We start from the raw sequence: 23698 nt of genomic DNA on the forward strand, positions 1-23698 counted from the left end.
TTAAATAGTGAAACAAAATTGATTATTCTATCACTTGCAATCAAGATGTTCACTCGCTGAACATCTTCTAAATCAGTTACTTATGGTGTTTCTGGTGAGCATCTTTTTAGCTTTAATATGCTCACCGAATTGCTCACCTTTTTTATGCTAAAACATGCATATTTTGGTGTTTTTTGGCAAACAAAAAAGCCTGTAAATCGATGACTTACAGGCTTTTAGGCAATTTTGACATTGTTTTCAGCGGAATGGACGGGACTCGAACCCGCGACCCCATGCGTGACAGGCATGTATTCTAACCAGCTGAACTACCACTCCTCCGTTTGGGTGTGCAAATATACAAACCATTTTAATCTACGCAAATTGTTTTTTCAAAAAAGTTGGTTTAATGTAAATTCAAGGGTGTTTTTTGATTAACATACTTCTTTTTTGTAAATAGTAAACTATTGGTAGTCAGATTTAAATAAAGAAAATGTTAAGAAATACTGCTCCGCGATTTTTTTTGAAAAAAAATTATTTCATTTCACTTCAAAGCTAAAATATTGGCTTGCCGCATCACCTTGTGCTGTAATTCCCTGTACAACGCCTATATATTTACCTGTTTGATCAGAGGTATAAAACGACATCTGGGTTTTGCCTGCGACTGAAGTATTAATATCCGGAGCCCAATAAAGCTGGTTTCTGAAATCCGGCATCCTGCTTTTTGCCGCTTGTTCAGTGTCATATAACGGCGAATAAAATTCCCGTTGCAACTGCAGGCCTTCATAATCGAGCACAACAGCCCGCGGGTCTATTTCAACACCGCCAAGATCGCCTTTATAGGTTGTAAAGCTTAATACCCCCTCATATACAGACGGCCCCCAATAATACCGGTAAGGAACATCTTCAAGCTTACGAACTTTTAAGGGGTCAATAGCCATAACCTTATCTATATTAAAAACAGGCACATCGTCAAGCATTACCAATGGATCAGCATCTAAAAAACCATTGCCGTTAAGTACCTTAATATGGTAGCGCTTTTGCGATCTGTTAACCCATACTTCTCTTACATATTCTCTCAGCACTTCTTCCATTGTAGTAAAACGGGTATAGTTATCCAAAAGATAGGTTTTATAAGGTATTGCATAAAACCCCGAACTATCAACAGCCGGCTCATAAAAGTGCTTGGTTTTATTGCCCCAGTAAATATTCTGAACCTGTATGCCCAGGCTCCCCTCTTCAATGGCCTTTTGCATGCTCCTGGTAAGGTTAAATTGGGGTAAGGGGTATTTTGAGTACTGTTCAGAAAAAGGGCTTAAAATATCTATGCGATAGCTCGTATCCTTTTCCGAGTTGGTTTGGGCTACTATTTCGCCGGGGCCATACAATTGCCTGGTATTAAAGGCTAACCGGCCCGCCGAGTCGCTCCTTGCTGCATAAAGCTGTACCCTTTTTCCCGGCACACTTAAATAAGCTATTATATCTTTGGCAACACTGCCGGTTTGCGTATTGGTTATTTTTCCGGTAATTAAGTGCCCATCATACTCGGGCAAAAAGTTAAATGATGCGGGTTTATTACCAAGCACATTATCCCATTGAAACCTTCGCCAGCCTTGTGACAGCATAAGGTTATCAAGTGCAGCATCCGCATCTGCATCAGTATTTTTAAAATAGTAAGCAGGCGATTCAATGTTTCCCCTCAGATCTGACTTTAACCACAGGTAACTGAATATTTCAGCGGCGTCTATATTTTGTAATGAATCAGTTTTATAAACAGACATAGACAGGTTGGTGGATTTTACCTGCCCTGATAAGTCTTTAGCAGCAATGTTTATGTTTACCTTTTTACGGCGGGTATATAAGGACTGATCCGCAGTGGCATCAATACTTAGATTTTGTTTGGGCCGTTTAAAGTAAAGTCTTTCGCACACGGGCTGCCTGGCGCTATTGAAAATTGTTAAGTGCGATACCCCTTCGCCCAATTTAGCTTTATCAAGCATAAAACTGGCGGTACTGTTATTAAAGGGCGCTGCCATGCCTGCTTTAACCAATTGCCTTGTTTGTGCAAAAAGATATAGTTCGCCGGTTTCAACGCCGGTCCCTTTTACGATAACCTCTAACTGCGAGCTGCCCGCGTCTTTTACCGTCATGGCATACCCCCGGCTATTAACAGCAGGGAGTTCTTTGGTAACAGCCGGGTTATTGCCCGGTTTAATAATGGCTTTATAGGCATTCCCGGCAGCCGGGGTAAATACAAAGCTGCCTATGCCAAATTTCAAGGGCCGAAAGCTCGCTACCGTATCATTTTTCTGATCAACTATAAAACCCCGGCATTCGTTTAACCCCATCCCATCTGATGCTGTAACCTTAAAGGCTACTTTACTGCTAATACCCGCAACAAGATTTCCTCCTTCGGGGAAAAACTGAACATCATAGGTCAGTGGCTGCTGTTTAACCATGGTTTCAGGAGATTTTAACGGGTTGACAATGGCTATAACCTTTTCAAAATAATAATCGGGACTGAAATTTTTCATCCAGTTGGTGTATGCCCTTAATTTATAATTACCATTGTTTGCCGACACCGGTATATAAACAGAGCCACTCCCGAGGCCATTTTTCATTTCTATTTTAGTTTGTATTATGGCATTTTGATTGTTATCCAATACATCAACATATACAACCTTGCTAAGGCCAAGCGGCTTGTGATAGGTAGCGTCAACGTTATATACCTTAAACCACAAAATTTCGCCGGTCATATATGTACTTTTGTCTGTGTGCACAAATACTTTTTCCTGAACGGTAGTTTGTCCGTATTTATTAAAACTGTCGGAAATTTGATTTATAGTAGTTTGCGCCTGGTTGCTTAATGATATCAGTAACATACCTAAAAGCAGGGGGGCGGTAATAACTTTTTTAATTTTATTCATAGCCAAGATCTTATTGATTTATTTTTATGGCATTATTTATAAATTCCTGTTTATCTGTCTTTCCAAAACGAAGGCCTCTTTAATACCCCCCTGATTGTACAATCAGTACATTGAACCGATGAATAAGTATAACCGATTATGGTGTTTTGCTTGTTGATATCTAATACCGGATTTTCTCCTGCATTAACAATGAAATCCTTCACTGTATTTTCTCCGTGGTAACGGCCATCACTATAAAATGCCGTATCAGGAGGGCCACAACCATAGGGGTACTCCGGCGACCACGTTCGCGGCAGATCAGCATTATCTATAAAAACCCTTTTCGATTGAATATTGGTAACACTTATATAACCAATAACCGGTTCAGATGCATCTTTTAAGTTATGGATATTGCCTGTTAACTGAGATGGCTGGGCGTCAAAGATACTTCCCAGTTGTTCGGTATTTTTTTTGAGGTTTTCCCAAAACTGATAAGCCTCTTTTGTTAACGCATATTGTTTCAGCAATATCGAATACCGCGTTTCAATTTTTTCGGATGTTGGAGCAATAGTTGTCAACGGGGCCTGGAATATTACATCCTGGGTCAGTTTGGCTGATGAACCTAAAACAATAGTGCTTGATTTATCGCCGGCAAAGCAGTAGTAAACGCTTTGTTTGCGGGGTATTACAATTCCTTCCCCGTGATCAACCTCAAAAGATGATTCATACCTGGCGTGGAACAGCCAGGTTTCATCATAACTCCAGCGATAGTACCGGGTATTGTTTGTAATATCATGCGCATTTACGTATAGCTGTACCTGGTTGTTTTTAATGGCAAAACCAATGCTGTCAATGGGCGGGGTGTGTTTTACCGGTACGTAATCAGATGCATATTCCTTATTGTCGGCAGTGTTTATATGCAGCCGGTAGTTCTTTGTGATATCAAGATTTAGCCCTGTTGATATATAACTGCCATCGCCCATAGGTAAAAGACTATAGCTGGTGCCGCCTTCGGCTTCTACCGAAACAGAAGCATTATTTACAATTGCCGATTTTGCATTTCCTGAAATGTTAACCGTTTTGCTAAGCCTTACTATTGTTGAATCATTGCCCGTGTTTATGACGCCCTCAACTACAAGGTAGCTATTAGGGCTGTTTACAATTTTAGGGTTATAGGGCTTTTTACAGCCCCATATAAAGCAGCTTAATATTACTGCAAAACGTATATGTTTGGTAACTATCTTCATTTTCTTTCTATCCAAAATGATGGTGCCTGCACCCGTCCCCGTATCCGGCAGTCAACACAATCAAGTGTTGAGTAAGTGTACCCGGCTGTCTGTCCTGATTTTGTTATTCCCTGTATTGGTATGCCATTGCCATCTATAATTAAAAGCCGAACTTCATCCTGCATCGAAATTGGATTATAAAACAGGGCCGAATCAGCTTCACAGTCGTATGGGTATTTTGCAACCCATTCGCGGGGCAGGTCTGCGTTGTCAATAAATACCCGTTTAGTTTGGGTATTGGTTATACTTATATAACCAATTACCGGTTCGGCAGCGTTTTTAAGGTTGTGGATATTTCCCGTTAACTGCGATGGCTGGGCGTCAAATATGCTGCCCAGCTGTTCGGTATTCTTTTTCAGGTTTTCCCAAAACTGGTATGCTTCCTTAGTTAAAGCGTATTGTTTTACCAGGATCGAATACCTTAATTCAATTTTCTCCGACTCGGGGCTTATCGTAGTTACAGGGGCCTGGTAAATAACATCCTGCGTAAGCTTTGCCGATGACCCGATAACTATGGTACTTGACAGATCGCCTGTAAAACAATAATAGTTTTGCTCTGACGATGGCCGCGGCACCACTTTCTTTTGTATCTGGTCAACAATATATGATGATGAATATTTTGAATGGAACCGCCATGCTTCCTCATAGCTCCAGCGGTAGTAACGTGTGTTATTTGTAACATCATGCGTATTTACATAGATCTGTAAATTGCCTTGCTTTATAGTAAATCCAATACTATCAACAGGCGGGTTCTTTTTCACCTCAACATAATCTGATGCATATTCTTTACTGTCACTGGTGATGATATGCAGGCGATATTTTTTGGTAACATCAAGGCCAAGTACCGGCGATGTATATAACCCGTTTCCTTCCGGTTTCAAAGCGATACCGTTTCCTCCTTCATCTTCAACCGATACAGTGCAGTTATCAACAACGGCAGTTTTTACATCATCCGTTATTTTAACTGTTTTACTTAGCTTAACAATGGTTGAGTCGTTACCGCTGCTTATAATCCCTTCAACTACCAGGTAACTGTTAGGGTCGCTGATAATCTTCGGATTATAACTTTTTTTACAAGTTATAAAAGCAAAGCCTGCAAGTAATAAAAACCATATCTTTTTCTTTCGTATCATTTCTCTTTTATTGCCAAAAAGCAGGCGGTTTATTTGATCCTCTTAATGTACAATCGGCACATGGGGGCAATGCACCCGTATGGCCAACTACACCCTGAAACGGCACCTCGATTGTGCTAATGGGTATATATAGGCTATGTGGCCCCGGTTGATTATAATTAAAATAAAAATTTTCATCGTTGACTACCAGGCTGCCTTCAATGTGTCTGAAATAAAAGCTTGCAAGCAGGCAATCACTTAAGTCAAGTACAGTCCATTGTGGCGGCAGGCTGCTGTTAGGTATAAATTTACGCAGTTTTGAAACGGTACCTGCGCTCATATAACCAATAACCGGCTCTAAGGTGTCGGCAAGGTTATGGATATTGCCTATCAGTTGTGATGGCTGTGCGTCAAAGATACTGCCCAGTTGCTGGGTATTTTTTTGAAGGTTTTCCCAAAACTGAAAAGCCTCTTTGGTTAATGCATACTGCTTTAGCAAAATGCTGTATTTCTCCGATACTTTTTCCGAGCTTGATGCAATGAAGGTTATAGGCGCCTGTGATAGTACATCCGCTGTTAGTTTTGTGGTTGAAGCCAAAACTATCGTACTTGAGGTATCGCTGCGCCAGCACCTGTATATCTGATCATTTATCAGGTCTCTTGGTAAAACAGTATCTCCGTTTGATTTATATTTAGAATCGAACCGGGCGTGATACTGATAGGTTTCTTCATAATCCCACCTGTAATATCTTGTATTATTGCTAATGTCATGAGCATTGGCATTGATATATAAACCATCGGGTTTAATGCGGTAGGATACGCTGTCGATAGGCGGCGTTATCTTAACTTCAACAAAATCGGATGCATATTCTTTGTTTCCTGATGTTTTGATACGGATACGGTATTTGTGGCTTGCCTGCAGATGTAAAGGGGAGGTGGTATAAGTGCCGGCCGCAATTTCGGCAAGCGGGTAAGTACTGCCATTATCACTCTCTATTACCACCTGCGCCTGCTTTTCTGGACTAACTGTTACCTTATCATTGAGTTTAACCGTACGGCTTAGCTTTATGAATGTCGAATCATCGCCGGTATTGATCAAACCTTCAACAACAAGGTAATTATTGGGAGCTGAAATGACTGCGGGAGTAAATGATTTACGGCAGCTTTCGTTAAGCAATAAGCCGGTAAGCAACAAAGCCCACGCAAAGCCATTTGAGGAGAAGCTGATTTTAAGGCGCACCAAAACCCCCGCTTTTAAAAAAGCCGGGCCGGTATAATTGCTGATACCGTTACTGTTATGCCGCCTGTATATCCTGCTTCCCATCACTGTTAAAACCTGATATTATAATTAATAAACGGAATTGGCCTGGCAAATATGGATAGCTTATACCCGTTAATAGCCCCGCCCTGTTCGGTAAAGAATGTTGAATATGCGTTTTGCCTGCCCGTTAAGTTATATACGCCTATTGTAAATGAGTTATGTGTTAACTGGTGTACTTTATGATTGCCCTCAATGTTCATTGAAAAATCCGACCTGAAATAATCCGGGATGCGGTATTGGTTCCTGTCTGAATAAAACACCCGCTCCGAACCGCCGTATTCATACTTGGCAATAGGCAGCGTGATTGGCCTGCCTGTACTATAGGTAACATTTACAGAAATGCTAAACCTGTGCGAAAACCTGTAGTTACCAATAAAATTAAAATCATGCGGTTTATCAAAGTTTGCGGGGTAGTAGGCACCGCCATTGATCAAATCGCCGGCATTGGGATCATTTTGCCTTAAAAACGTGCGCGAATAGGTATAGCTGATCCAACCGTTGGCTTTACCCGTGGCTTTTTTTATTAAAAATTCAATACCGTATGCCTTGCCCTGCGTTCCTATCACATCGGTTTCAATATGGTGGTTTAATACCAGGTTAGCCCCGCTCTTGTAGTCAAGATAATCTCTTAGCCGTTTGTAGTAAACCTCAACCGAGGTTTCGATAGTATTTGATTTTAAATTATGATAAAGGCCCAGCGATACCTGGTCGCCATACTGAGGTTTGATATTAGGATCGCTTAGTTGCCAAACATCGGTAGGGGATATAGCAGTCGTGTTTGATAACAGGTGGATATACTGCCTCAGTGTATTATAACCGCCTTTAATGGATAGGTTATCGCCCAGCTGGTACCTGGCCGAAAGCCTGATTTCCGGGCCCGAATAAGTTTTAATAAGCTTGCCGCTGGCATAATTGGTGCTATCCAAAAGGTTGGCGCTTGTTTTAGGGAGATTAGGCGCGTAGTGGTAAACCGTTTGCGGCCCCAGGAAATTATAGATGGAATACCTTATGCCGCCGCTGATCGACAGATCGTCGGTTACATCGAATTTATCGCCCAGGTATAAGGCGCTTTCCAGCGCCTGTTGTGTGGCAACAACATCAGGCGCTACCAATGATTGGGCGCCAAGGGGCTGAAAGCTACCCGGGTGGAGCTTGTAATAAATGGAACTTAAGCCAAAATCAACAGTATTTTTACGATCAAGGTAATAAGTGAAATCTGTTTTGAAATTGCTTTGATTGATATCAAAATTTAGCTTGTAGGCATTAACCGGGTTATCGGCACTTGAAACATCATACTGGTACCTGTCTATCCCGGCCATAATAACGCTAAACAGTTTATTATTAAAATTATGCTTCCACTTAAGGTTGATGTTCCTGTTGCTGTAACTGTAAGCGGTATCACTGTTAAGTTTAAACTTATCCTTACTCAGATAGCCGGTTAAATACAGGTTGTTTTTATCGTCTATCTGGTGGCTTATATCCAGGTTAAGGTCATAAAATGAAGCCGAACTGTGTTTATAGGCATCGGGAAGAAGTTTAAGAAGCCAATCAGAATAAGTAGTGCGGCCGCCGAAAGAGAACGAAGTTTTATCCTTAATAATAGGCCCTTCAACATTAAGCCTGCTGGTGATTAAACCAATACCCGCCGATCCGGTAAATTTCTTTTTGTTCCCCTCGCGGTTAGTAACATCCAGTACCGATGATAAGCGCCCGCCAAATTTTTCGGGGATACTGCTTTTGTATAGTTCAATGTCCTTAACTATATCGGGGTTAAAGGATGAGAAGAAGCCGAAGAAATGCGAAGGGTTATAAATGGTGGCATCATTCATCAGGATCAGGTTCTGATCGGCCGAGCCCCCGCGTACGTTAAAGCCTGTTGTAGCTTCACCTACCGACTGAACACCCGGCAATGTAAGTACAACCCTTAATATATCGGCCTCGCCAAATACGGTAGGTACCTGTTTGATGCTTTTGATATCAAGCCGGTTTACACCCAACTGCACATTACGAACGTTGGCTACTTTTTCGGCAGATATTTTTACCTCTTTCAGGCTGGTAACCTGTTCCTGCATTTCAATGATGATCTTACCGTCCGAATAAAGGATGATCTGCCTGCGGGTATCGCGCATACCAATACCCCTTATGCTTAAAACCTGCCTGCCTTTTGGCAGTTTAATGGTAAAATAGCCAAACTGATCGGTAGCTACACCTGTTTTGGTATTGGTAACGTAAATACTTGCCCCGGTTACCGATTCGCCCGATTTAGCTTCTTTTACATAGCCCGACAGTGTTGCTGTACCCTGCTCAATAGTATTGGTTTTGATCCCAATTTCGTAAAGCTTGTTTTCGGTAGTTGCTTCAGGGATCTTTTTATCTTTATCATTGCTGCTATAATCAGCATTGGCCGGGGAAACACTTACGTTGGCCGCCGTTGCATTAGCCGCCGTAATGCCGAAGTAACCTACGGCCAGGCCGGTTTGTATTTCGCGCCCTTTAGTCAAAAACACCTGTTGCTGTTTGGTGATGGCAAAACTAAAACCGGTGTTTCTGAACGCCTGCCCCAATATGGTTTCAATTGGCTTATCGCTTACCTGCAGGGTTATCTTCAGGCTGTCAAACTGCATTGGATCGTAAAAAAAATGGTAGCCTGATTTTGCCTCCAGTTCTGTTACAAACTGATCAATGGTAGCTTGCTGAAAGTTTACGCTAATTGATTTTACCGGCCCCTGCTGGGCATGGCACAGTTTAATTAAAATCAAAAAACAGAAACTTAGAAGGTAAATTTTTTTCATCCGGTTATTTTATTTTCCTGCCGTATATTTTAAATGCAGTGTTCCCACGGCCTGTTATTAGCTTACAGGGCGCAATACATTAATTAGTTAAATGATCGTAATAAGTGGCTACATTGGTAATAGCCTGCTCAAAGTTTTCGCGAAAGTCAATATTGTTTGCTTTTATATACTGCCGCAGCTCCTTCTTTTTATCTTTCAGGATATCTAACAGTGCCCCTTTGCCGCTAAAGCTGAAATAGTTGTTCCCTCTTCTGACATAATAGTCCTTCGTTTCACTAAAAAAGGTTTCTATATCAAGGCTCGCGGTTCTGTTTTGGATAGTTTTTGCTCTTTTTACAAGGATCCCCACTTTTTTACCCTGAAATAATTGATCATAAAAACCGGTAGCCAGGCCGGCCTTACCCGTCGAATCGGTATTTAGGCGTATAAAATGGTGATCAAGCAGCCAAAACTCCTGCACCCATATACTTAGCAAAGAAATTTTTGTAAAATGATTGTATAAAAGTGTTATGGCAACATCTTTATTAATGTCATACATCATTGGTATATTACTGTACACTGTACCATTATAGTTTACAGTACCGGGGGCAAAGCTTTTAACATCAAAAACATAAGCGTTACCTTTTATTATGGGGTCGTAAAATTCGTATTCCGGTCCGTTATACAGATGTGATTGTTGACCTATGGCAGTATTATAATTGGCAATTACATGGTTTAAGCTTATACTGTCGGTACCTGTTTGAGCAGAAACAAGGCTGCCTGCCATTATGCCCCATGTGATAATTAAGACGGGAAGTAGTGCTTTTGTCATTTAGGTTTTTATAAAAATGAAATTTACGTGACTTTCAACTAATTACCAAATGCCTGCCTGTTAATACACTAAAGCAAGTGTATTATTCATGTTACATGAAAAAAGAGCTATGGGTTTACTGTTTATTTATTACGGTTGCTGCAAAACGGATGTAACAACATTGGTTAAATAATTCTTTATTAGAAGCTTAAATACGCTACTAAAGTAATTACTGTCTGCATATTGATTGGCTGAAAGTGGCCGGGAAACGTAAAGATTTGAACAATCTTTATAATTTTATATCATACATTACAAACCATGCTCAAAGTTGCTATCCCCGTTTTGGCTTCCCTTAACGAAGAGGAAACCGTTAAGTTTTATACCGAAAAGCTTGGCTTTACTTTTAATGCAAGCTGGGACGGCTACCTTATTATGCACCGCGATAACCTGTTTATTCACTTATGGCCATGTAATAATCCTGAAATTGCTCAAAATACCGGCTGTTACATTTTTGTAACTGAGGTTGATAAGCTTTATGCCGAATATAAGCCGCTGGGCATAGTGCACCCTAATGCCGACTTGCAAATACGGCCCTGGAAAACAAAAGAGTTCAGTATATTGGATAATAATGGGAATATTATCCATTTTGGTGAGGATATTTCAGAAAAAGAGAATTAACGGGCTAATATGAAGTTTCTGATAATTTTAAATCTCCTGCTGATGGCAGCATTGGGCGTTATGGCACAATCGAAAGCCGAATTCCCTGTAATAGTAGATAAGACTGTCAAAGCTAATTTTGCTTTCAGTGAAAAATGGGCTTATCCCTGGCATGTTATCAAACAGGCCGGCGGCAAATTTGAGAACACGCTTGGCAATAATATTAGCAAAGCTGATACTGCACACTTATATTTTACAGCTAACTGCAAAACAAATGTACAGGGCGGCTATAAATTGAAATATTGTTTTGCTGCCAAAAACAAAACCGGCATCAGGTTAAACTTTGCCGATGGCTTACCTGCCTATGCAAATGAGTATCATGTTTATATTCAAAGCAACAAATATTACTTTGAGCCGGAACTGGTTTATCCTGACGTTGTGGCCGGCCAAAAGACAACTTACCGGGTTGTCAAAAGCAAATTAATTCTCAATCAGCAGGATTATGATACAGCCAAAGTACTAAGCGGTTATATTGATACGGAATTTACAGAAACCATAACCGGACCCACAAAAACACACTTTACCCATACCTATTATTTCCGGGGTTATTTTAAAACGAAAATAAAATCCTGATATCAGTTGATCAGCAGCTTATATCCCCGGCCGTGTACGTTAATGATCTCCACGTTAGGATCATCTTTTAAATACTTCCGGATCTTGCTCAGAAATACATCCATACTGCGGCCGTTAAAATAATTATCATCGTGCCAGATGTTCAGCAGGGCTTCCTCGCGGGTAAGCACTTCATTTTTATGAACGCACAGCAGGCGTAACAGTTCTGCCTCTTTGGTTGAGAGCTTTTGCTGGGTTTCAGCAATGGTGATCATTTGAGTTGTATAATCAAAAGTATATCTTCCTATCTTAAAAGATGTTTGTTTTTCCTCTTCCTTTTTACCGATATTGTCTGTACGTTTTAACAGGGCATTAATACGGAGCAGCAGCTCTTCAATGCGGAAAGGCTTTGTTATATAGTCATCGCCCCCCAAATTAAAGGCCTGTGTCTTATCTTCAATCATCCCTTTGGCCGTAGCAAAAATAATAGGCACCTGGGCATTGATCTTACGTACATCCTTACCAAGTGTAAAGCCGTCTTTTTTAGGCATCATTACATCCAGTATCAGCAGGTCATACGTTTGTTTGGTAAAAGCGCGCAGGCCCTCTTCGCCATCCTTACATAAAACTACATCAAACTTACCTTTCAATTGCAGATAATCCTGCAGTAACAGGCCTAAATTGGCATCATCCTCAACCAGTAGTATTTTCTTCATGCTTATTTTTTAGTCCGGAAGTCCGAGGTCGGAAAGTCCGGAAGTTCTTTATTCATATCGAGAGATAGGCTGAGCTTATCTTACGGACTTTCGGACATCCCGACTTTCGGACTGTATCTACGCTATCGCAAACTTCAGCTCAAACTCCGAGCCTTTTTCTTTTTCTGATTTTACGCTTATGGTGCCGTTAAGGCGTTTTACTATAGTATTAACATAGCTTAGGCCCAAACCAAAACCTTTAACGTTGTGTACATTGCCGGTAGGGATGCGGTAAAACTGCTCAAATATTTTTGATTGCTGATCGCGGCTCATGCCTATACCTTTATCGGCCACCTTAATAACAACCTGGCCGCTTTTAACAAAAGTGCTTATGGTTATATCGGGGGCTTCGTTACTGTATTTAATGGCATTATCAACTAAGTTGTATAGTACATTCGAAAAATGCAGTTCATCGGCAATAATGTAGGCGTTTTCGGCATCAAGGTGCAGCGTGGTCTTAGCATCGCATTTTTGCAGTTTTAACGCCATGCTGTCAAGCACAATGCTAACCATTTCGTTTACGTCAACCGGTTTTTTTTCCAGTTTAAAATCATTGCGTTCAATCCGGGCAATATTCAGCACGCGTTCAATATGGCTGCCTAAGCGTGCATTCTCTTCAAAAATAATGTTGGCTAAACGGGCCACCCGGCTTTTATCTTCGGCAATTTCATTGTCCCTTAAAGCTTCACTGGCTATCATGATGGTTGATACCGGGGTTTTAAACTCGTGGGTCATGTTGTTGATGAAATCGATCTTCATCTCTGAGATCTTTTTCTGCCTCAATATCGAAAATATGGTATACCCGAAGCAAAGCACCAGCACCATGGTAAGGCCGCCGGTAGTAGCCATAGTGACGGTCATGTTACTCAATATGAGTGAGTTTTTTTGAGGGAAGGAAAGCCTGATCTTCCCTGGGTCATTGATCACCTCTTTGGTAAAAATGGGGGTTTGATATGTATTTGCCGCTACAAATACAGGCAGCTTATCGCCCTGGCTATCGCTGGCATTTGAAAATATAAGCGAATCGCTGTTAGCCGTTGTTACCTCATAACTAAAAGGCAGGAAAATCCCTTTATTATGAAGTTCAAAACGCAGCAACGAATCTATCCAGAAAGGATTGATCCGTTTGTTTAATGGCTCGCCCGATTTACGGTATTCTTCGGCCAGGTTCTCAATAACGGTTGGTTTGGCGCCGGCACTGTTCACTTTTTCAAGCGAATCAGTTTCGACCAGCTTTTTGATCTGCTGAAATTGCCTTTCCTTTTGTTTGCGGGTTTGTTCCTGCACCCATAACGGGTTGATGCGCGGTACCGAGATCATTTGCTTGCCAAACTGGGGGTCGACATAAACATACCTCAGCGTATCATATTTATGGAGCTTTTTAGGCCGGATTAACCTGCGTGTGATATTAGTATGTACAATTTCGGGCGTTAGCTGCTCATGTACAACACCAAACTCGTCGGTATACTCCTCAACATGCACCTTAAAATCAACCGTGCCTTCTGTTTGCAGCAGGCTGTTAAGCTCATCATCAATTTTTTTATGCCGGATCATGCGCTGCAGGCTGTCGCGCAGCAGGGCTATCCGCCTCTCGCGGGCTGTAGAATGCTTTTTAAGATTATTTTTGTTGGTATTTATGCTGCGGATTCCCTGCTCATCATTATCGGTTATAGCTGCTGCCTGCTGGGTTTTTGTTTTCAGGAAATTATTGGCATCCTGCCGGGTTACCTTGTCCACCACGTTATTCATGGCCTCCCTAACCTGGCGGTCAAACGAGTCGGATTGCATTTGATAGGCTTGCCGCAAAAAATAAAATTGCATGGCCATTACGCCCAACAGCGCAAAGCTCATTAAGCCAATAATTAAACCTATGCTCCTTTTCTTCATTTGTTAACAAACAAAATTATCCTAAATCCGCACACAAAAATTGCATTTAACAAAATTTAACAAATGTAATTAATATTAAAGTGTTGTTTTCTACGGTTTTATTACGCCTGATGTTGAAGCTTGTATAAAGATTATCAAAATAGTATTTGTATTTTAAAATATTAATCGCAATATTGCGATTAATATGGGACTCACAAAAACCGAAATATTCACAGATGAGCAAAATGCTTTAGCTACAATGCTGAAAGCATTGGCACACCCTGCCCGCATTGCCATCCTGCAATATCTGATCAAAACAAATGCGTGTATTTGCGGTGATCTTGTTGATGAACTGGGTTTGGCACAACCAACAATTTCACAGCATTTAAAAGAACTCAAAAATGCCGGGTTAATACAAGGCACCATTGAAGGGGTAAGCGTTTGCTACTGTATCGAGCCGAAAGCCTGGGAAAAGCTGGAAAACCAGCTGGGCCAGTTCATGCAGTCGTACAATAAAGCCAAATCCTGCTGCTAAAAAAATTTGAATAAATCAATCGCAATATTACAATAAAACAAGTAAAGGAGAATGTAACCATGAACAAAGTAGATAGCCTGAACTGGAGCCAGTTCAAAGAAGAACTGGTAAAGAACCCTGATCTGAATTTGCAGTTCCAGTATGCAGAAAGCAAATGGGTGGATGCCTCTTACCACATTACCGAGATCAAACAGGCCCCGATTGTTTCTGTTGATTGCGGCGGTGTGATGAATAGCTGGACAGAAATTATCGTACAGCTCTGGGAGCCGGAAAACGAGCAACAGGAAAGATCAATGAAAGTGAGCAAGGCCTTATCTATTGTGGCTATTGTCGAAAAATCATTGCCGCTTAATCCGCTTGGAACGGTTAAAATCGAGTTTGGGAACTCAGACTTTGATACCCGCCAGATGTTCCCCGGCGAGTTTATCATCGATGGTGATAACCTGATCGTTGACCTGAGCCCGGACGCTGTTCAATGCAAAGCTATTACAAGAGGCGGGAGCTGTGGCACGAATGACAAGGGCGAAGAATGCTGCACGCCTGCACCTGCAAAACAAAAAGTTGAACTGAAAAACCTTGCAGTGGCTGCACAGAGCTGCGCGCCGGGATCAGGCTGCTGCTAAAGACAAACCGATTTCTGTAAATATCAATTAAAAACACGATGATGCAAATACGACCGATGACCGCCAGAGATTGGGAAAGCGTTATGCGCATTTACCAGGAAGGGATTGCAACGGGCAACGCCACGTTTGAAACCAGCGCACCAAATGGCCCGGCATGGAATAAAGCGCACATGGAGAAACACCGTTTTGTTGCGGAAATTGATGGCAAAGTTGCCGGATGGGTTGCGTTGACACCCGTTTCAAGCCGCTGCGTTTATGCAGGCGTTGCCGAAGTAAGTGTTTATGTAGGCACGGCCTATCAGGGGCGAAAAGTCGGGTCGGCTTTGCTCGTAAAACTGATCAGCGATACCGAAGCAGAAAATATCTGGACGCTGCAGGCCGGGATCTTTCCTGAAAACGTCGCAAGTGTTGCCTTACACGAAAAGCACGGGTTTCGGCAAATCGGTTACCGGGAAAAAGTCGGCAAAATGAACGGTATGTGGCGGGATGTATTGCTACTGGAAAGAAGAAGTAAAGTTACAGGGATCAATTAAGGGAGAAAACATGAAGAACATTTTAGTACTATGCACGGGTAATAGCTGCCGTAGCCAACTGGCTGAAGGCTATTTACGGTTTTATGCCGGAGTGAAAGCAAATATCTACAGCGCCGGGATCGAAACACATGGCGTAAACCCCAAAGCTATACAGGTGATGGCCGAAGATCACATTGATATTTCAAAACACACCTCAAACCATGTGGACGAATATTCAGCCGTCCCGTTTGATATGGTGATCACTGTTTGTGATAACGCCAATGAAGCCTGTCCGTTTTTCCCCGGCAATGTGAAGCGCTTTCATCAAAACTTCCCTGATCCTGCAAAAGCGACAGGTACACCGGAAGAGATCATGGATAAGTTCCGCGAGGTGAGGGATATGATAAAAATCTTTTCGACAGACTTTGTAAAAGAGAATGTAGCATGAGATTGGAAAGGTTGGTAAAATAAAAAAGGCAAAAGCTTTTTTATTTTACCAATTAATCGCAATATTGCAATATGGGAGTAACAAAAACAGCAAATTTTACAGATGCACAAAATGAGCTGGCGGTCATGTTAAAAGCATTGGCGCACCCTGCCCGTATTGCAATTATTGAACACCTGATTAAAGCCAATGAATGTATAGGAAGCGACCTGGTCGATCTGCTCGGGCTTGCACAACCGACTATTTCCCAACATTTGAGAGAGCTGAAAGATGTCGGGATCATTAAAGGAAAAATAGAAGGCACCAGTATGTGTTACTGTATCAACAATAAAACCTGGTCAAAATACAGAACGCTGCTTGCCAGCTTCTTTGTAGAGGTAAATTGTGACGATAGCTGTTGCTGAGCTTTTTTTTGCCAATATCAATCGCAATATTGCTTTAATGCAATAAGCGATTGAATGGGCTTTACTTTAATACCCACTTCGCATTAAAAAATTAACAATACAGTAAATCACATGTCAGCAAACAACTGCGCCCCCGTGGCCGAACGTAAAAAATTAGGTTTTCTTGATCGTTACCTAACCCTCTGGATTTTCCTTGCCATGGCAATAGGCGTAGGGATTGGCTATTTCTTTCCCTCATCTTCCGGCTTCATCAATTCCTTTTCAAGCGGAACGACTAATATCCCCCTGGCTATTGGTCTGATCCTGATGATGTACCCCCCATTGGCCAAAGTGAAATACGAGAATATGGGACAGGTTTTTAAAGATACCAAAGTACTGAGCGCTTCACTGGTGCTTAACTGGATAGTTGGCCCTATACTGATGTTTGTGCTGGCAATCACCTTACTGCGTGATCATCCGGCTTACATGGTCGGCCTGATATTGATCGGCCTTGCCCGCTGCATTGCGATGGTGGTGGTATGGAACGAACTGGCTGAAGGCAACCGTGAATATGCTGCCGGGCTGATCGCCCTGAACAGCATCTTCCAAGTATTGTTATACAGCGTTTATGCTTACCTGTTTATTACTGTATTGCCGCCTTTATTCGGGCTGCAAGGCTTAGCTGTGAACATCACCATTGGCGAGATTGCAAAAAGCGTGGGCATTTATTTAGGAATACCCTTTGCAGCAGGCGTTATCAGCCGTTACACCTTAATCAAAATCAAGAGCGAGGAATGGTTTCAAACCAAATATGTGCCGTTCATCTCACCAATAACACTGATCGCATTGCTGTTCACCATTGTGGTGATGTTCAGCCTTAAGGGTAACCTGATCGTTCAGATACCGATGGATGTTGTGAGGATCGCAATACCGCTGGTAATTTACTTTGCCATCATGTTTGTGATCGCGTTTTTCCTGGGCAAGTCATTTGGTGCCGATTATTCAAGAAGTACATCGATTGCGTTTACCGCCACCGGCAATAATTTCGAGCTGGCGATTGCTGTAGCAATCGGGGTATTCGGTATCAACTCCGGCGAAGCGTTTGCCGGGGTGATCGGGCCACTGGTGGAAGTGCCCGCCCTGATCGCATTGGTAAACCTTGCTTTTTACTTCCGTAAAAAATATTACACCTCTAAAACTATAACTGCAGTAGAATAATGAAAATTGCACTTTTCTCCGATATCCATGCCAATCTTCCGGCTTTGGAAGCCTTTTTTGCCGATGTGGCAACCCGAAACACCGATGCCATTTACTGCCTGGGCGACCTGGTAGGCTATAACATCTGGCCGAACGAGGTGATCGACGAAATCCGCAGACGCGGTATCCCGACCATTGCCGGTAACTATGACTTTGGCATTGGCCGCCACAGTGATGATTGCGGCTGTGCCTATAAAACCGACGAAGAAAAGGCTTTGGGTAAAGTATCCATCGCATATACCAATGAGGTTGTAAAAGACGAACAGCGGGCTTATTTGCGTACCCTACCCGCCCATATCCGTTTGGAGTTCCAGTTAAATCATGACAAGCTCAATGTGCTGCTGGTTCACGGCAGCCCGCGTAAAGTAAACGAGTACCTGTTTGAAGATCGCGACGAAAAAAGCCTGATCCGTATTATGGAGCAAGCCGATGCGGATATCATGTGCTTTGGACATACGCATCAGCCTTATCACAGGATATTGCCATCGGTTATTACCGAGGATACGCATTATCGCCATGCTATTAACATCGGCTCGGTCGGCAAGCCAAAAGATAAAGACCCGCGCGGCGGCTATGTGCTGCTGCATATCAATGAAAGTAGTTCGATAAAAGATAAAGACAGCGTACAGGTTGAGTTTATCCGTTTTAACTACGATATCGAGAAAGCGGCAAAAGCGGTTGAAGACAGCCCGCTCCCGAATGAATATGCAGATATGTTACGAAACGGATAAGAATAACTTTCAGGGAAGTATGACCGGTTTATCGGCAGCAGGAAGTGCCCGCCTGTACCGGCGGACATTTTACCGTTCCATAACTGCAATACACGCAGCAATCCCCCGCAAGCGGCTTGAGTATAGTTTGGCAACCTTCACATACGTAAAAATACTGGCAGGCATTAGCGGGCATCGTTTCTTTCTTTTGATGTCCGCAAAAAGGGCATGTGAGCAAGGATTGCGTTTGAATTTGAGTTGTTGCCATATTATTTTGATCTGTCTTATTACAGATGATGCTGCATCAATATTGTAATTTAAAATCTTACAAACAACAAAAGGCCCTGATGAAGGGCCTTTTGAAATATCTTGCTTGCGCTTTTCTGTTTTAGAATGGCAGATCGTCATCATCGGCTGATGAGCTGATATCGGCCGACGGAGCTGCATATTGCGGAGCAGCAGATGCGTTATTAGCGGCAGCCAGCGGAGTAACCCTCCATAGCTGTAACGAGTTAAAATAACTTTTTTTACCCATTTTGTCTGTCCACGGGCGACCTTTAAGGTTAAAAGAAACCTCTACATCATCACCAACTTTAACGTTATCCAATAAATTGCAACGATCCTGTATAGCTTCAAACTTTAAATATTCAGGGTATTGAGGGTTCTCAATATATTCAAGTATAAGTTCGCGTTTTTTAAGTGAATCGGTTACTTGCTGGGTAGCCGATACTTCATGTACCTTACCTTTAACTTCCATAATTAGTCTTCAAATAATTTAAAATGTAAAGTTAATAGTTAAGAAATTAAAATAGGGGCTTTTTAATTCTTAATTTTACCGAATTAATATGCAAGTTTTCCACACCGAAAGTAAAATCATAATTACATGTAACAAAAGGCTTTCAACTTACCTGCAAAAGGAAGTTGAGGCTTTAGGCTTTGAGCCTGTCCGTGTTTTCCCCACAGGGGTTGAGCTAAAGGGCACCGTTGCAGATACCATTCCGCTTAATTTGAACCTGCGTTGCGCAAGCCAGATCCTGTATTCGTTAAAAACTTTTACTGCCAGCGACCCAAAAGAGCTTTACGATGAGCTGGTAACCATTGAATGGGAAAAGCTGATTGATTTTACCGGTTATTTTTCGGTATCATCAAACGTGAATAACGAACACATCCTTACCCCGCTGTTTGCCAACGTAAAAGTAAAAGATGCCATTGCCGACAGGATTAAATCCATTAAAGGGATCAGGCCTGACTCGGGGCCCGAGGTTAATAAAACCCTGGTGCACCTGTACTGGCAGGATGACCGCGCCGAAATTTTCCTGGATACATCCGGCGAAACACTGGCCAAGCACAGCTATCGTAAAATACCCGGTAAAGCGCCTATGCTGGAGGCACTGGCGGCATCAACCATCATGGCTACCAAATGGGATATGAAAAGCACGTTCATTAACCCCATGTGCGGTTCGGGTACGCTGGCTATTGAAGCTGCGTTGCTGGCTACAGACAAGGCTCCGGGTTTGTTCAGGATGAATTATGGCTTTATGCACATATTGGGTTATGATGAAACCGTATTTTTTGCCGAACGCCGCAATTTAAAGGATAAAGCAAAAAAAGAAACCGGCTTTAAGATCATTGCTACCGATATTTCTGAAGATGCGGTTGATATAGCCCGCAAAAACGCCAGAACCGCCGGTGTAGAACATTTGATTGATTTTGCCGTTTGTGACTTTGAAGATACCGAGGTACCCGCCGAAGCAGGCGTAGTTATGTTTAACCCTGAATACGGCGAGCGTTTGGGTGTACATACCAAACTGGAGATCACCTATAAACGTGTAGGCGATTTCCTGAAAAAGAAATGCCTTGGGTATAATGGTTATGTTTTTACGGGCAATCCTGATCTGGCCAAAAAGATAGGCTTAAAGGCCGCCCGCAAAATTGAATTTTATAATGGTAAGCTTGATTGCCGCCTGTTTGAGTATGAACTGTACGAAGGCAGCAAACGTGAACCGAAAGAAGAAAATTAAATGAAAAAGATCCTGTTATTTATAACACTTGTTTTATCATCAGTACTGGTTAAGGCGCAAACACAATTAGCATTCCCGTTTCAGGGCGGCAGCCCTATCATGTCGCGCTTTTTTAAAGACAGTCTTGTTGTATCGCCCGAGATCATTAAAAAGAAAGCAACCGGCACAGCAGTGTTTAAATTTACTGCTGATGATAAAGGTGCCATTAAAAAGATCATTGTTTACTATGCCGATGATGCCATACTGGTAGTGCCTATCATTGATGCGCTCAAAAAATCGAATCATAAATGGATCATTCCCGATCATGAAAAGCTGCATGATTTTATTTTGCCCTTTTCTATCAGCTTTAACGCTCCGGCCAATACCAGTAATGCAACCATGAAAGCCGCATTTGATTATTACAGCAAGCGCAGGCCTATTATATCTTATAACCAGGTACCGCTTGAAACGGCAACTTTATTGCCTACAGTGACGGTTAGCTACGATTTGAGCGAGTAGTTTTAAAAGTAAAAAGCATTTGGAAGCGACAGATCTTGCGGTTTGTCGCTTTTTTTATAAAAAAAATAGAAAAAATTACTCTTTACTATTAATTAACGCGACTGTTTAAAACCTGTATGTTTATACTTGACATTGTGTGCTGTTGTTAATTTTTAATTAAAAAATCATAAAGAATCGCCCTCTTTGATGGTGGCTCACAAAAAAAAATTAAAAAATCTGAAATCCAAGCACTAATTATTCTCGTTAGTTATAATTGAATCAATATGTAAATGGATGAAAGATATGCTAAATTTCAAGATCAAGGCCATCGCCGCTAACATCAGGCATACCAGGGAAGGGCTTAATTATACCCAGGAGTACCTTGCGGCCAAGTTGGGTATATCGCAAAATGCGTATAGCAAAATAGAGTTAGGTTATACAAAAATAACCGTTGAAAGGCTTTTTCAGATTGCTTCTATTTTAGAAGTTGAAGTTGCCGAAATTATAAATACAGATAAAATAGCCGCGGCATAACGTTTTATACACAATCCTGTTGTTCCATCTTTTGCTTAGTATCTTTGCAAAAGATGGAACATAATAAACTCATTGGCGCTACAGTTGATTTTGTGCGCGATACCCTCAAAAATGCCGAAGGCGGCCATGACTGGTGGCATATTCACCGCGTTTGGACAAACGCAAAACTCATTAACCAAACAGAGAAAACCGATCAGCTTGTAGTTGAACTTGCTGCTTTGCTGCATGATATTGCCGATAGCAAGTTTCATAACGGCGATGAAGAGATTGGCCCGCGTACGGCAGGCAATTACCTGCAAAGTATGAATGTTGATGCCGCTGTTATTGAACATGTGCAGCAGATCATCAGGCATATGTCGTTCAAGGCCAGTTTTGATGAAAAAGTCTTTCACTCGCCCGAGCTGGAAGTAGTGCAGGATGCCGACAGGCTTGACGCCATTGGGGCCATTGGTATTGCCCGCGCCTTTACCTATGGCGGCTTTAAAGGGAGGGAGCTATATAATCCCGGGATTAAGCCTAATCTTAACATGAGCAAAGAGGAGTATAAACACTCTTCGGCCCCAACCATTAATCACTTTTACGAAAAACTGCTGTTACTTAAGGATAAGATGAACACCCCTACCGGGAAGGTGCTTGCCGCTCAAAGACATGCTTTTATGGAAGATTATTTGAAGCAGTTTTTTGAGGAATGTGGCTCATAGTTACGCGGAAAGTTTACTTTTGCGCCAAAATTGACAGCCCATGAAGAAATTTATACTTACCATAATACCTGTTTTACTTGCTGCCATTGTTTTTGGGCAGGATACGGTTAAACGCCAGCGATTTAATTTTCATTTCCAGCAAACGGTAATTACTCAATACAAACCATCGTTTCATGCCGATTATACAGGCGATAACAGTTTGCTTACAGGTGAGGAAACACAAAGCTCTATCACTACTACGCTTTTTGGCGGTGCAAGGCTCTGGAAAGGTGCCGAAGCTTATTTTAATCCTGAACTTTCGGGCGGTTCGGGCCTGAGCAAAACGTTAGGTGCAGCCGGTTTCCCTAATGGCGAAACTTTTCGTGTTGGCGGCGCTGAACCCAAGATTTATATAGCCCGTTTGTATTTTACCCAAAACTTTGAATGGGGAAAAGAAAAGGATACCATAAGCGACGATGCCAACCAGCTGGCAGGTCTAAAAAGTAAACGCTACTTTTCGGTTACCGTGGGTAAGTTTGGCATGGCCGATTTTTATGACGGCAATGAATTTAGCCATGATCCGCGTACGCAGTTCATGAACTGGAGCTTAATGGATAACGGTGCATGGGACTATCCGGCCAATACCCGTGGCTATGTTTTAGGCGTCCATACCGAACTGGGCCAGCCTAACTGGACATTGCGCTTTGCCTTCACCATGTCGACCACTACTGCTAACGGCGCCATCTGGGATCAGAAGGTAGGTAAAGCAAATACCCAGACTTTAGAATATGAAAAGCGCTATACCCTTAACGGCCAAAAAGGCACGTTCAGGATCCTGGGCTTCCGGAACAATGGCAAAATGGGCGATTACCGCCTGGCGCTTGCACAAAGCCCCGTTGCGCCAAATGTTGATACCACCCAGGCTTATGGCAGGCATAAATACGGTTTCGGTATTAGTGCCGACCAGTATTTAACCAAAGATTTTGGTGTATTTGCCAAGGTAAGTTACAACGATGGTAAAACCCAAACATGGTATTTTACTGAGATTGACCGCTCACTGAGCTTTGGAGGTGTACTTAAAGGCACTTCATGGAACCGTGGTGACGATGAGCTGGGCCTGGCTTTTGTGGCTAACGGCATCTCAAACGCTCATCGCGACTATCTTGCAGCCGGCGGCTATGGTTTTATCATCGGCGATGGCAAGCTTAATTACGGTACCGAATTTATTGCCGAGCTTGATTATAAAATAAACGCTTATCAAAAGAAATTCTGGATTACGCCCGGTTACCAGTTTTTACTGAACCCTGCCTATAATAAGGACAGAGGCCCGGTAAATGTGTTTTCGTTAAGGGCACACGTAGAGTTTTAAAGGCGGGATTGCCAGTGGCATATTCAAATATTATAATTGAATATGCCTGATAACTATACCCTATTATATATCAATTACA

24 protein-coding genes and 1 tRNA gene are annotated in these 23698 nt (G+C 42.2%); 14 read left to right on the forward strand and 11 right to left on the reverse strand.

Features of this window, described 5'->3' with window-relative positions; genetic code table 11:
* Positions 1-241: 241 nt before the first annotated feature.
* From ACFFGT_RS32710 to ACFFGT_RS32740, 7 genes are all read right to left on the reverse strand, one after another.
* A tRNA-Asp gene (locus tag ACFFGT_RS32710) sits at positions 242-315 on the reverse strand.
* A 200-nt stretch (positions 316-515) separates the two neighbouring features.
* Entirely contained in the window at positions 516-2903 is a 2388-nt protein-coding gene (locus tag ACFFGT_RS32715) for a hypothetical protein (RefSeq protein ID WP_377026724.1), read from the reverse strand.
* Positions 2904-2953: 50 nt separating this feature from the next.
* Complete coding sequence (locus tag ACFFGT_RS32720) at positions 2954-4129, reverse strand: DUF4249 domain-containing protein (protein ID WP_377026725.1); 1176 nt, start codon at positions 4127-4129, stop codon at positions 2954-2956.
* On the reverse strand, positions 4126-5301 hold the full coding sequence (locus tag ACFFGT_RS32725) for a DUF4249 domain-containing protein (protein ID WP_377026726.1): 1176 nt from the start codon (positions 5299-5301) through the stop codon (positions 4126-4128). Before ACFFGT_RS32725 ends, ACFFGT_RS32720 begins: the two co-directional genes overlap by 4 nt.
* Before the next feature lie 7 nt (positions 5302-5308).
* Positions 5309-6604 (reverse strand): DUF4249 domain-containing protein, encoded by a 1296-nt coding sequence (locus ACFFGT_RS32730; RefSeq protein WP_377026727.1) that lies wholly within the window; start codon positions 6602-6604, stop codon positions 5309-5311.
* A gap of 5 nt (positions 6605-6609) precedes the next feature.
* Positions 6610-9393 carry a carboxypeptidase-like regulatory domain-containing protein gene (locus ACFFGT_RS32735; RefSeq protein ID WP_377026728.1) on the reverse strand — a complete coding sequence of 928 codons (2784 nt, stop codon included), beginning with the start codon at positions 9391-9393 and terminating at the stop codon, positions 6610-6612.
* Positions 9394-9472: 79 nt separating this feature from the next.
* Positions 9473-10204, reverse strand: a complete 732-nt coding sequence (locus ACFFGT_RS32740) for a hypothetical protein (protein ID WP_377026729.1) — start codon at positions 10202-10204, stop codon at positions 9473-9475.
* 297 nt (positions 10205-10501) lie between these two features.
* On the opposite strand from ACFFGT_RS32740, the gene ACFFGT_RS32745 reads away from it, so the two are divergent.
* Positions 10502-10861 (forward strand): bleomycin resistance protein, encoded by a 360-nt coding sequence (locus ACFFGT_RS32745; protein ID WP_377026730.1) that lies wholly within the window; start codon positions 10502-10504, stop codon positions 10859-10861.
* 9 nt (positions 10862-10870) lie between these two features.
* Entirely contained in the window at positions 10871-11473 is a 603-nt protein-coding gene (locus ACFFGT_RS32750; protein ID WP_377026731.1) for a hypothetical protein, read from the forward strand.
* 2 nt (positions 11474-11475) lie between these two features.
* Here ACFFGT_RS32750 and ACFFGT_RS32755 read toward each other — a convergent pair whose 3' ends face one another.
* Together ACFFGT_RS32755 and ACFFGT_RS32760 are read right to left on the reverse strand one after the other, a co-directional pair.
* Entirely contained in the window at positions 11476-12168 is a 693-nt protein-coding gene (locus ACFFGT_RS32755; protein WP_377026732.1) for a response regulator transcription factor, read from the reverse strand.
* A gap of 117 nt (positions 12169-12285) precedes the next feature.
* A complete protein-coding gene (locus tag ACFFGT_RS32760; protein WP_377026733.1) occupies positions 12286-14094 on the reverse strand; it encodes a sensor histidine kinase in 1809 nt (602 codons plus the stop codon).
* Between the two features lie 184 nt (positions 14095-14278).
* Between ACFFGT_RS32760 and ACFFGT_RS32765 the strand changes: the two genes are divergently transcribed.
* The 7 genes from ACFFGT_RS32765 (at position 14279) to ACFFGT_RS32795 (ending at position 18559) form a co-directional block, all read left to right on the forward strand.
* Entirely contained in the window at positions 14279-14608 is a 330-nt protein-coding gene (locus ACFFGT_RS32765) for an ArsR/SmtB family transcription factor (protein WP_377026734.1), read from the forward strand.
* Between the two features lie 59 nt (positions 14609-14667).
* Positions 14668-15231: a DUF6428 family protein gene (locus tag ACFFGT_RS32770; protein WP_377026735.1), complete on the forward strand. Its 564-nt coding sequence runs from the start codon at positions 14668-14670 to the stop codon at positions 15229-15231.
* A 38-nt stretch (positions 15232-15269) separates the two neighbouring features.
* Entirely contained in the window at positions 15270-15764 is a 495-nt protein-coding gene (locus tag ACFFGT_RS32775; RefSeq protein WP_377026736.1) for a GNAT family N-acetyltransferase, read from the forward strand.
* Positions 15765-15774: 10 nt separating this feature from the next.
* Entirely contained in the window at positions 15775-16191 is a 417-nt protein-coding gene (locus ACFFGT_RS32780; RefSeq protein WP_377026737.1) for an arsenate reductase ArsC, read from the forward strand.
* A 71-nt stretch (positions 16192-16262) separates the two neighbouring features.
* Positions 16263-16592 carry an ArsR/SmtB family transcription factor gene (locus ACFFGT_RS32785; protein ID WP_377026738.1) on the forward strand — a complete coding sequence of 110 codons (330 nt, stop codon included), beginning with the start codon at positions 16263-16265 and terminating at the stop codon, positions 16590-16592.
* A gap of 111 nt (positions 16593-16703) precedes the next feature.
* Positions 16704-17789 (forward strand): ACR3 family arsenite efflux transporter, encoded by a 1086-nt coding sequence (gene arsB, locus ACFFGT_RS32790; protein ID WP_377026739.1) that lies wholly within the window; start codon positions 16704-16706, stop codon positions 17787-17789.
* On the forward strand, positions 17789-18559 hold the full coding sequence (locus ACFFGT_RS32795) for a metallophosphoesterase family protein (protein ID WP_377026740.1): 771 nt from the start codon (positions 17789-17791) through the stop codon (positions 18557-18559). Before arsB ends, ACFFGT_RS32795 begins: the two co-directional genes overlap by 1 nt.
* A 28-nt stretch (positions 18560-18587) precedes the next feature.
* Here the strand turns inward: ACFFGT_RS32795 and ACFFGT_RS32800 are convergent, their stop codons facing one another.
* Together ACFFGT_RS32800 and ACFFGT_RS32805 are read right to left on the reverse strand one after the other, a co-directional pair.
* Positions 18588-18806, reverse strand: coding sequence for a GDCCVxC domain-containing (seleno)protein (locus ACFFGT_RS32800; RefSeq protein ID WP_377026741.1), 219 nt, complete (start codon positions 18804-18806; stop codon positions 18588-18590).
* Between the two features lie 120 nt (positions 18807-18926).
* Positions 18927-19295: a DUF3127 domain-containing protein gene (locus ACFFGT_RS32805; protein WP_091208925.1), complete on the reverse strand. Its 369-nt coding sequence runs from the start codon at positions 19293-19295 to the stop codon at positions 18927-18929.
* Positions 19296-19383: 88 nt separating this feature from the next.
* Here ACFFGT_RS32805 and ACFFGT_RS32810 point away from each other — a divergent pair, with 88 nt between their 5' ends.
* The 5 genes from ACFFGT_RS32810 to ACFFGT_RS32830 all read left to right on the forward strand — a co-directional run bounded on the left by ACFFGT_RS32810 (position 19384) and on the right by ACFFGT_RS32830 (position 23619).
* Positions 19384-20559, forward strand: a complete 1176-nt coding sequence (locus ACFFGT_RS32810) for a THUMP domain-containing class I SAM-dependent RNA methyltransferase (RefSeq protein ID WP_377026742.1) — start codon at positions 19384-19386, stop codon at positions 20557-20559.
* On the forward strand, positions 20560-21057 hold the full coding sequence (locus tag ACFFGT_RS32815; RefSeq protein ID WP_377026743.1) for a hypothetical protein: 498 nt from the start codon (positions 20560-20562) through the stop codon (positions 21055-21057).
* Positions 21058-21330: 273 nt separating this feature from the next.
* Positions 21331-21570: a helix-turn-helix domain-containing protein gene (locus tag ACFFGT_RS32820; RefSeq protein ID WP_377026744.1), complete on the forward strand. Its 240-nt coding sequence runs from the start codon at positions 21331-21333 to the stop codon at positions 21568-21570.
* 53 nt (positions 21571-21623) lie between these two features.
* Positions 21624-22271: an HD domain-containing protein gene (locus tag ACFFGT_RS32825; protein WP_377026745.1), complete on the forward strand. Its 648-nt coding sequence runs from the start codon at positions 21624-21626 to the stop codon at positions 22269-22271.
* A 40-nt stretch (positions 22272-22311) separates the two neighbouring features.
* Positions 22312-23619, forward strand: a complete 1308-nt coding sequence (locus ACFFGT_RS32830) for a carbohydrate porin (protein ID WP_377026746.1) — start codon at positions 22312-22314, stop codon at positions 23617-23619.
* The last annotated feature ends 79 nt before the right edge of the window (positions 23620-23698 follow it).

The organism is Mucilaginibacter angelicae, from assembly GCF_042434235.1.
Lineage (GTDB): Bacteria > Bacteroidota > Bacteroidia > Sphingobacteriales > Sphingobacteriaceae > Mucilaginibacter > Mucilaginibacter angelicae.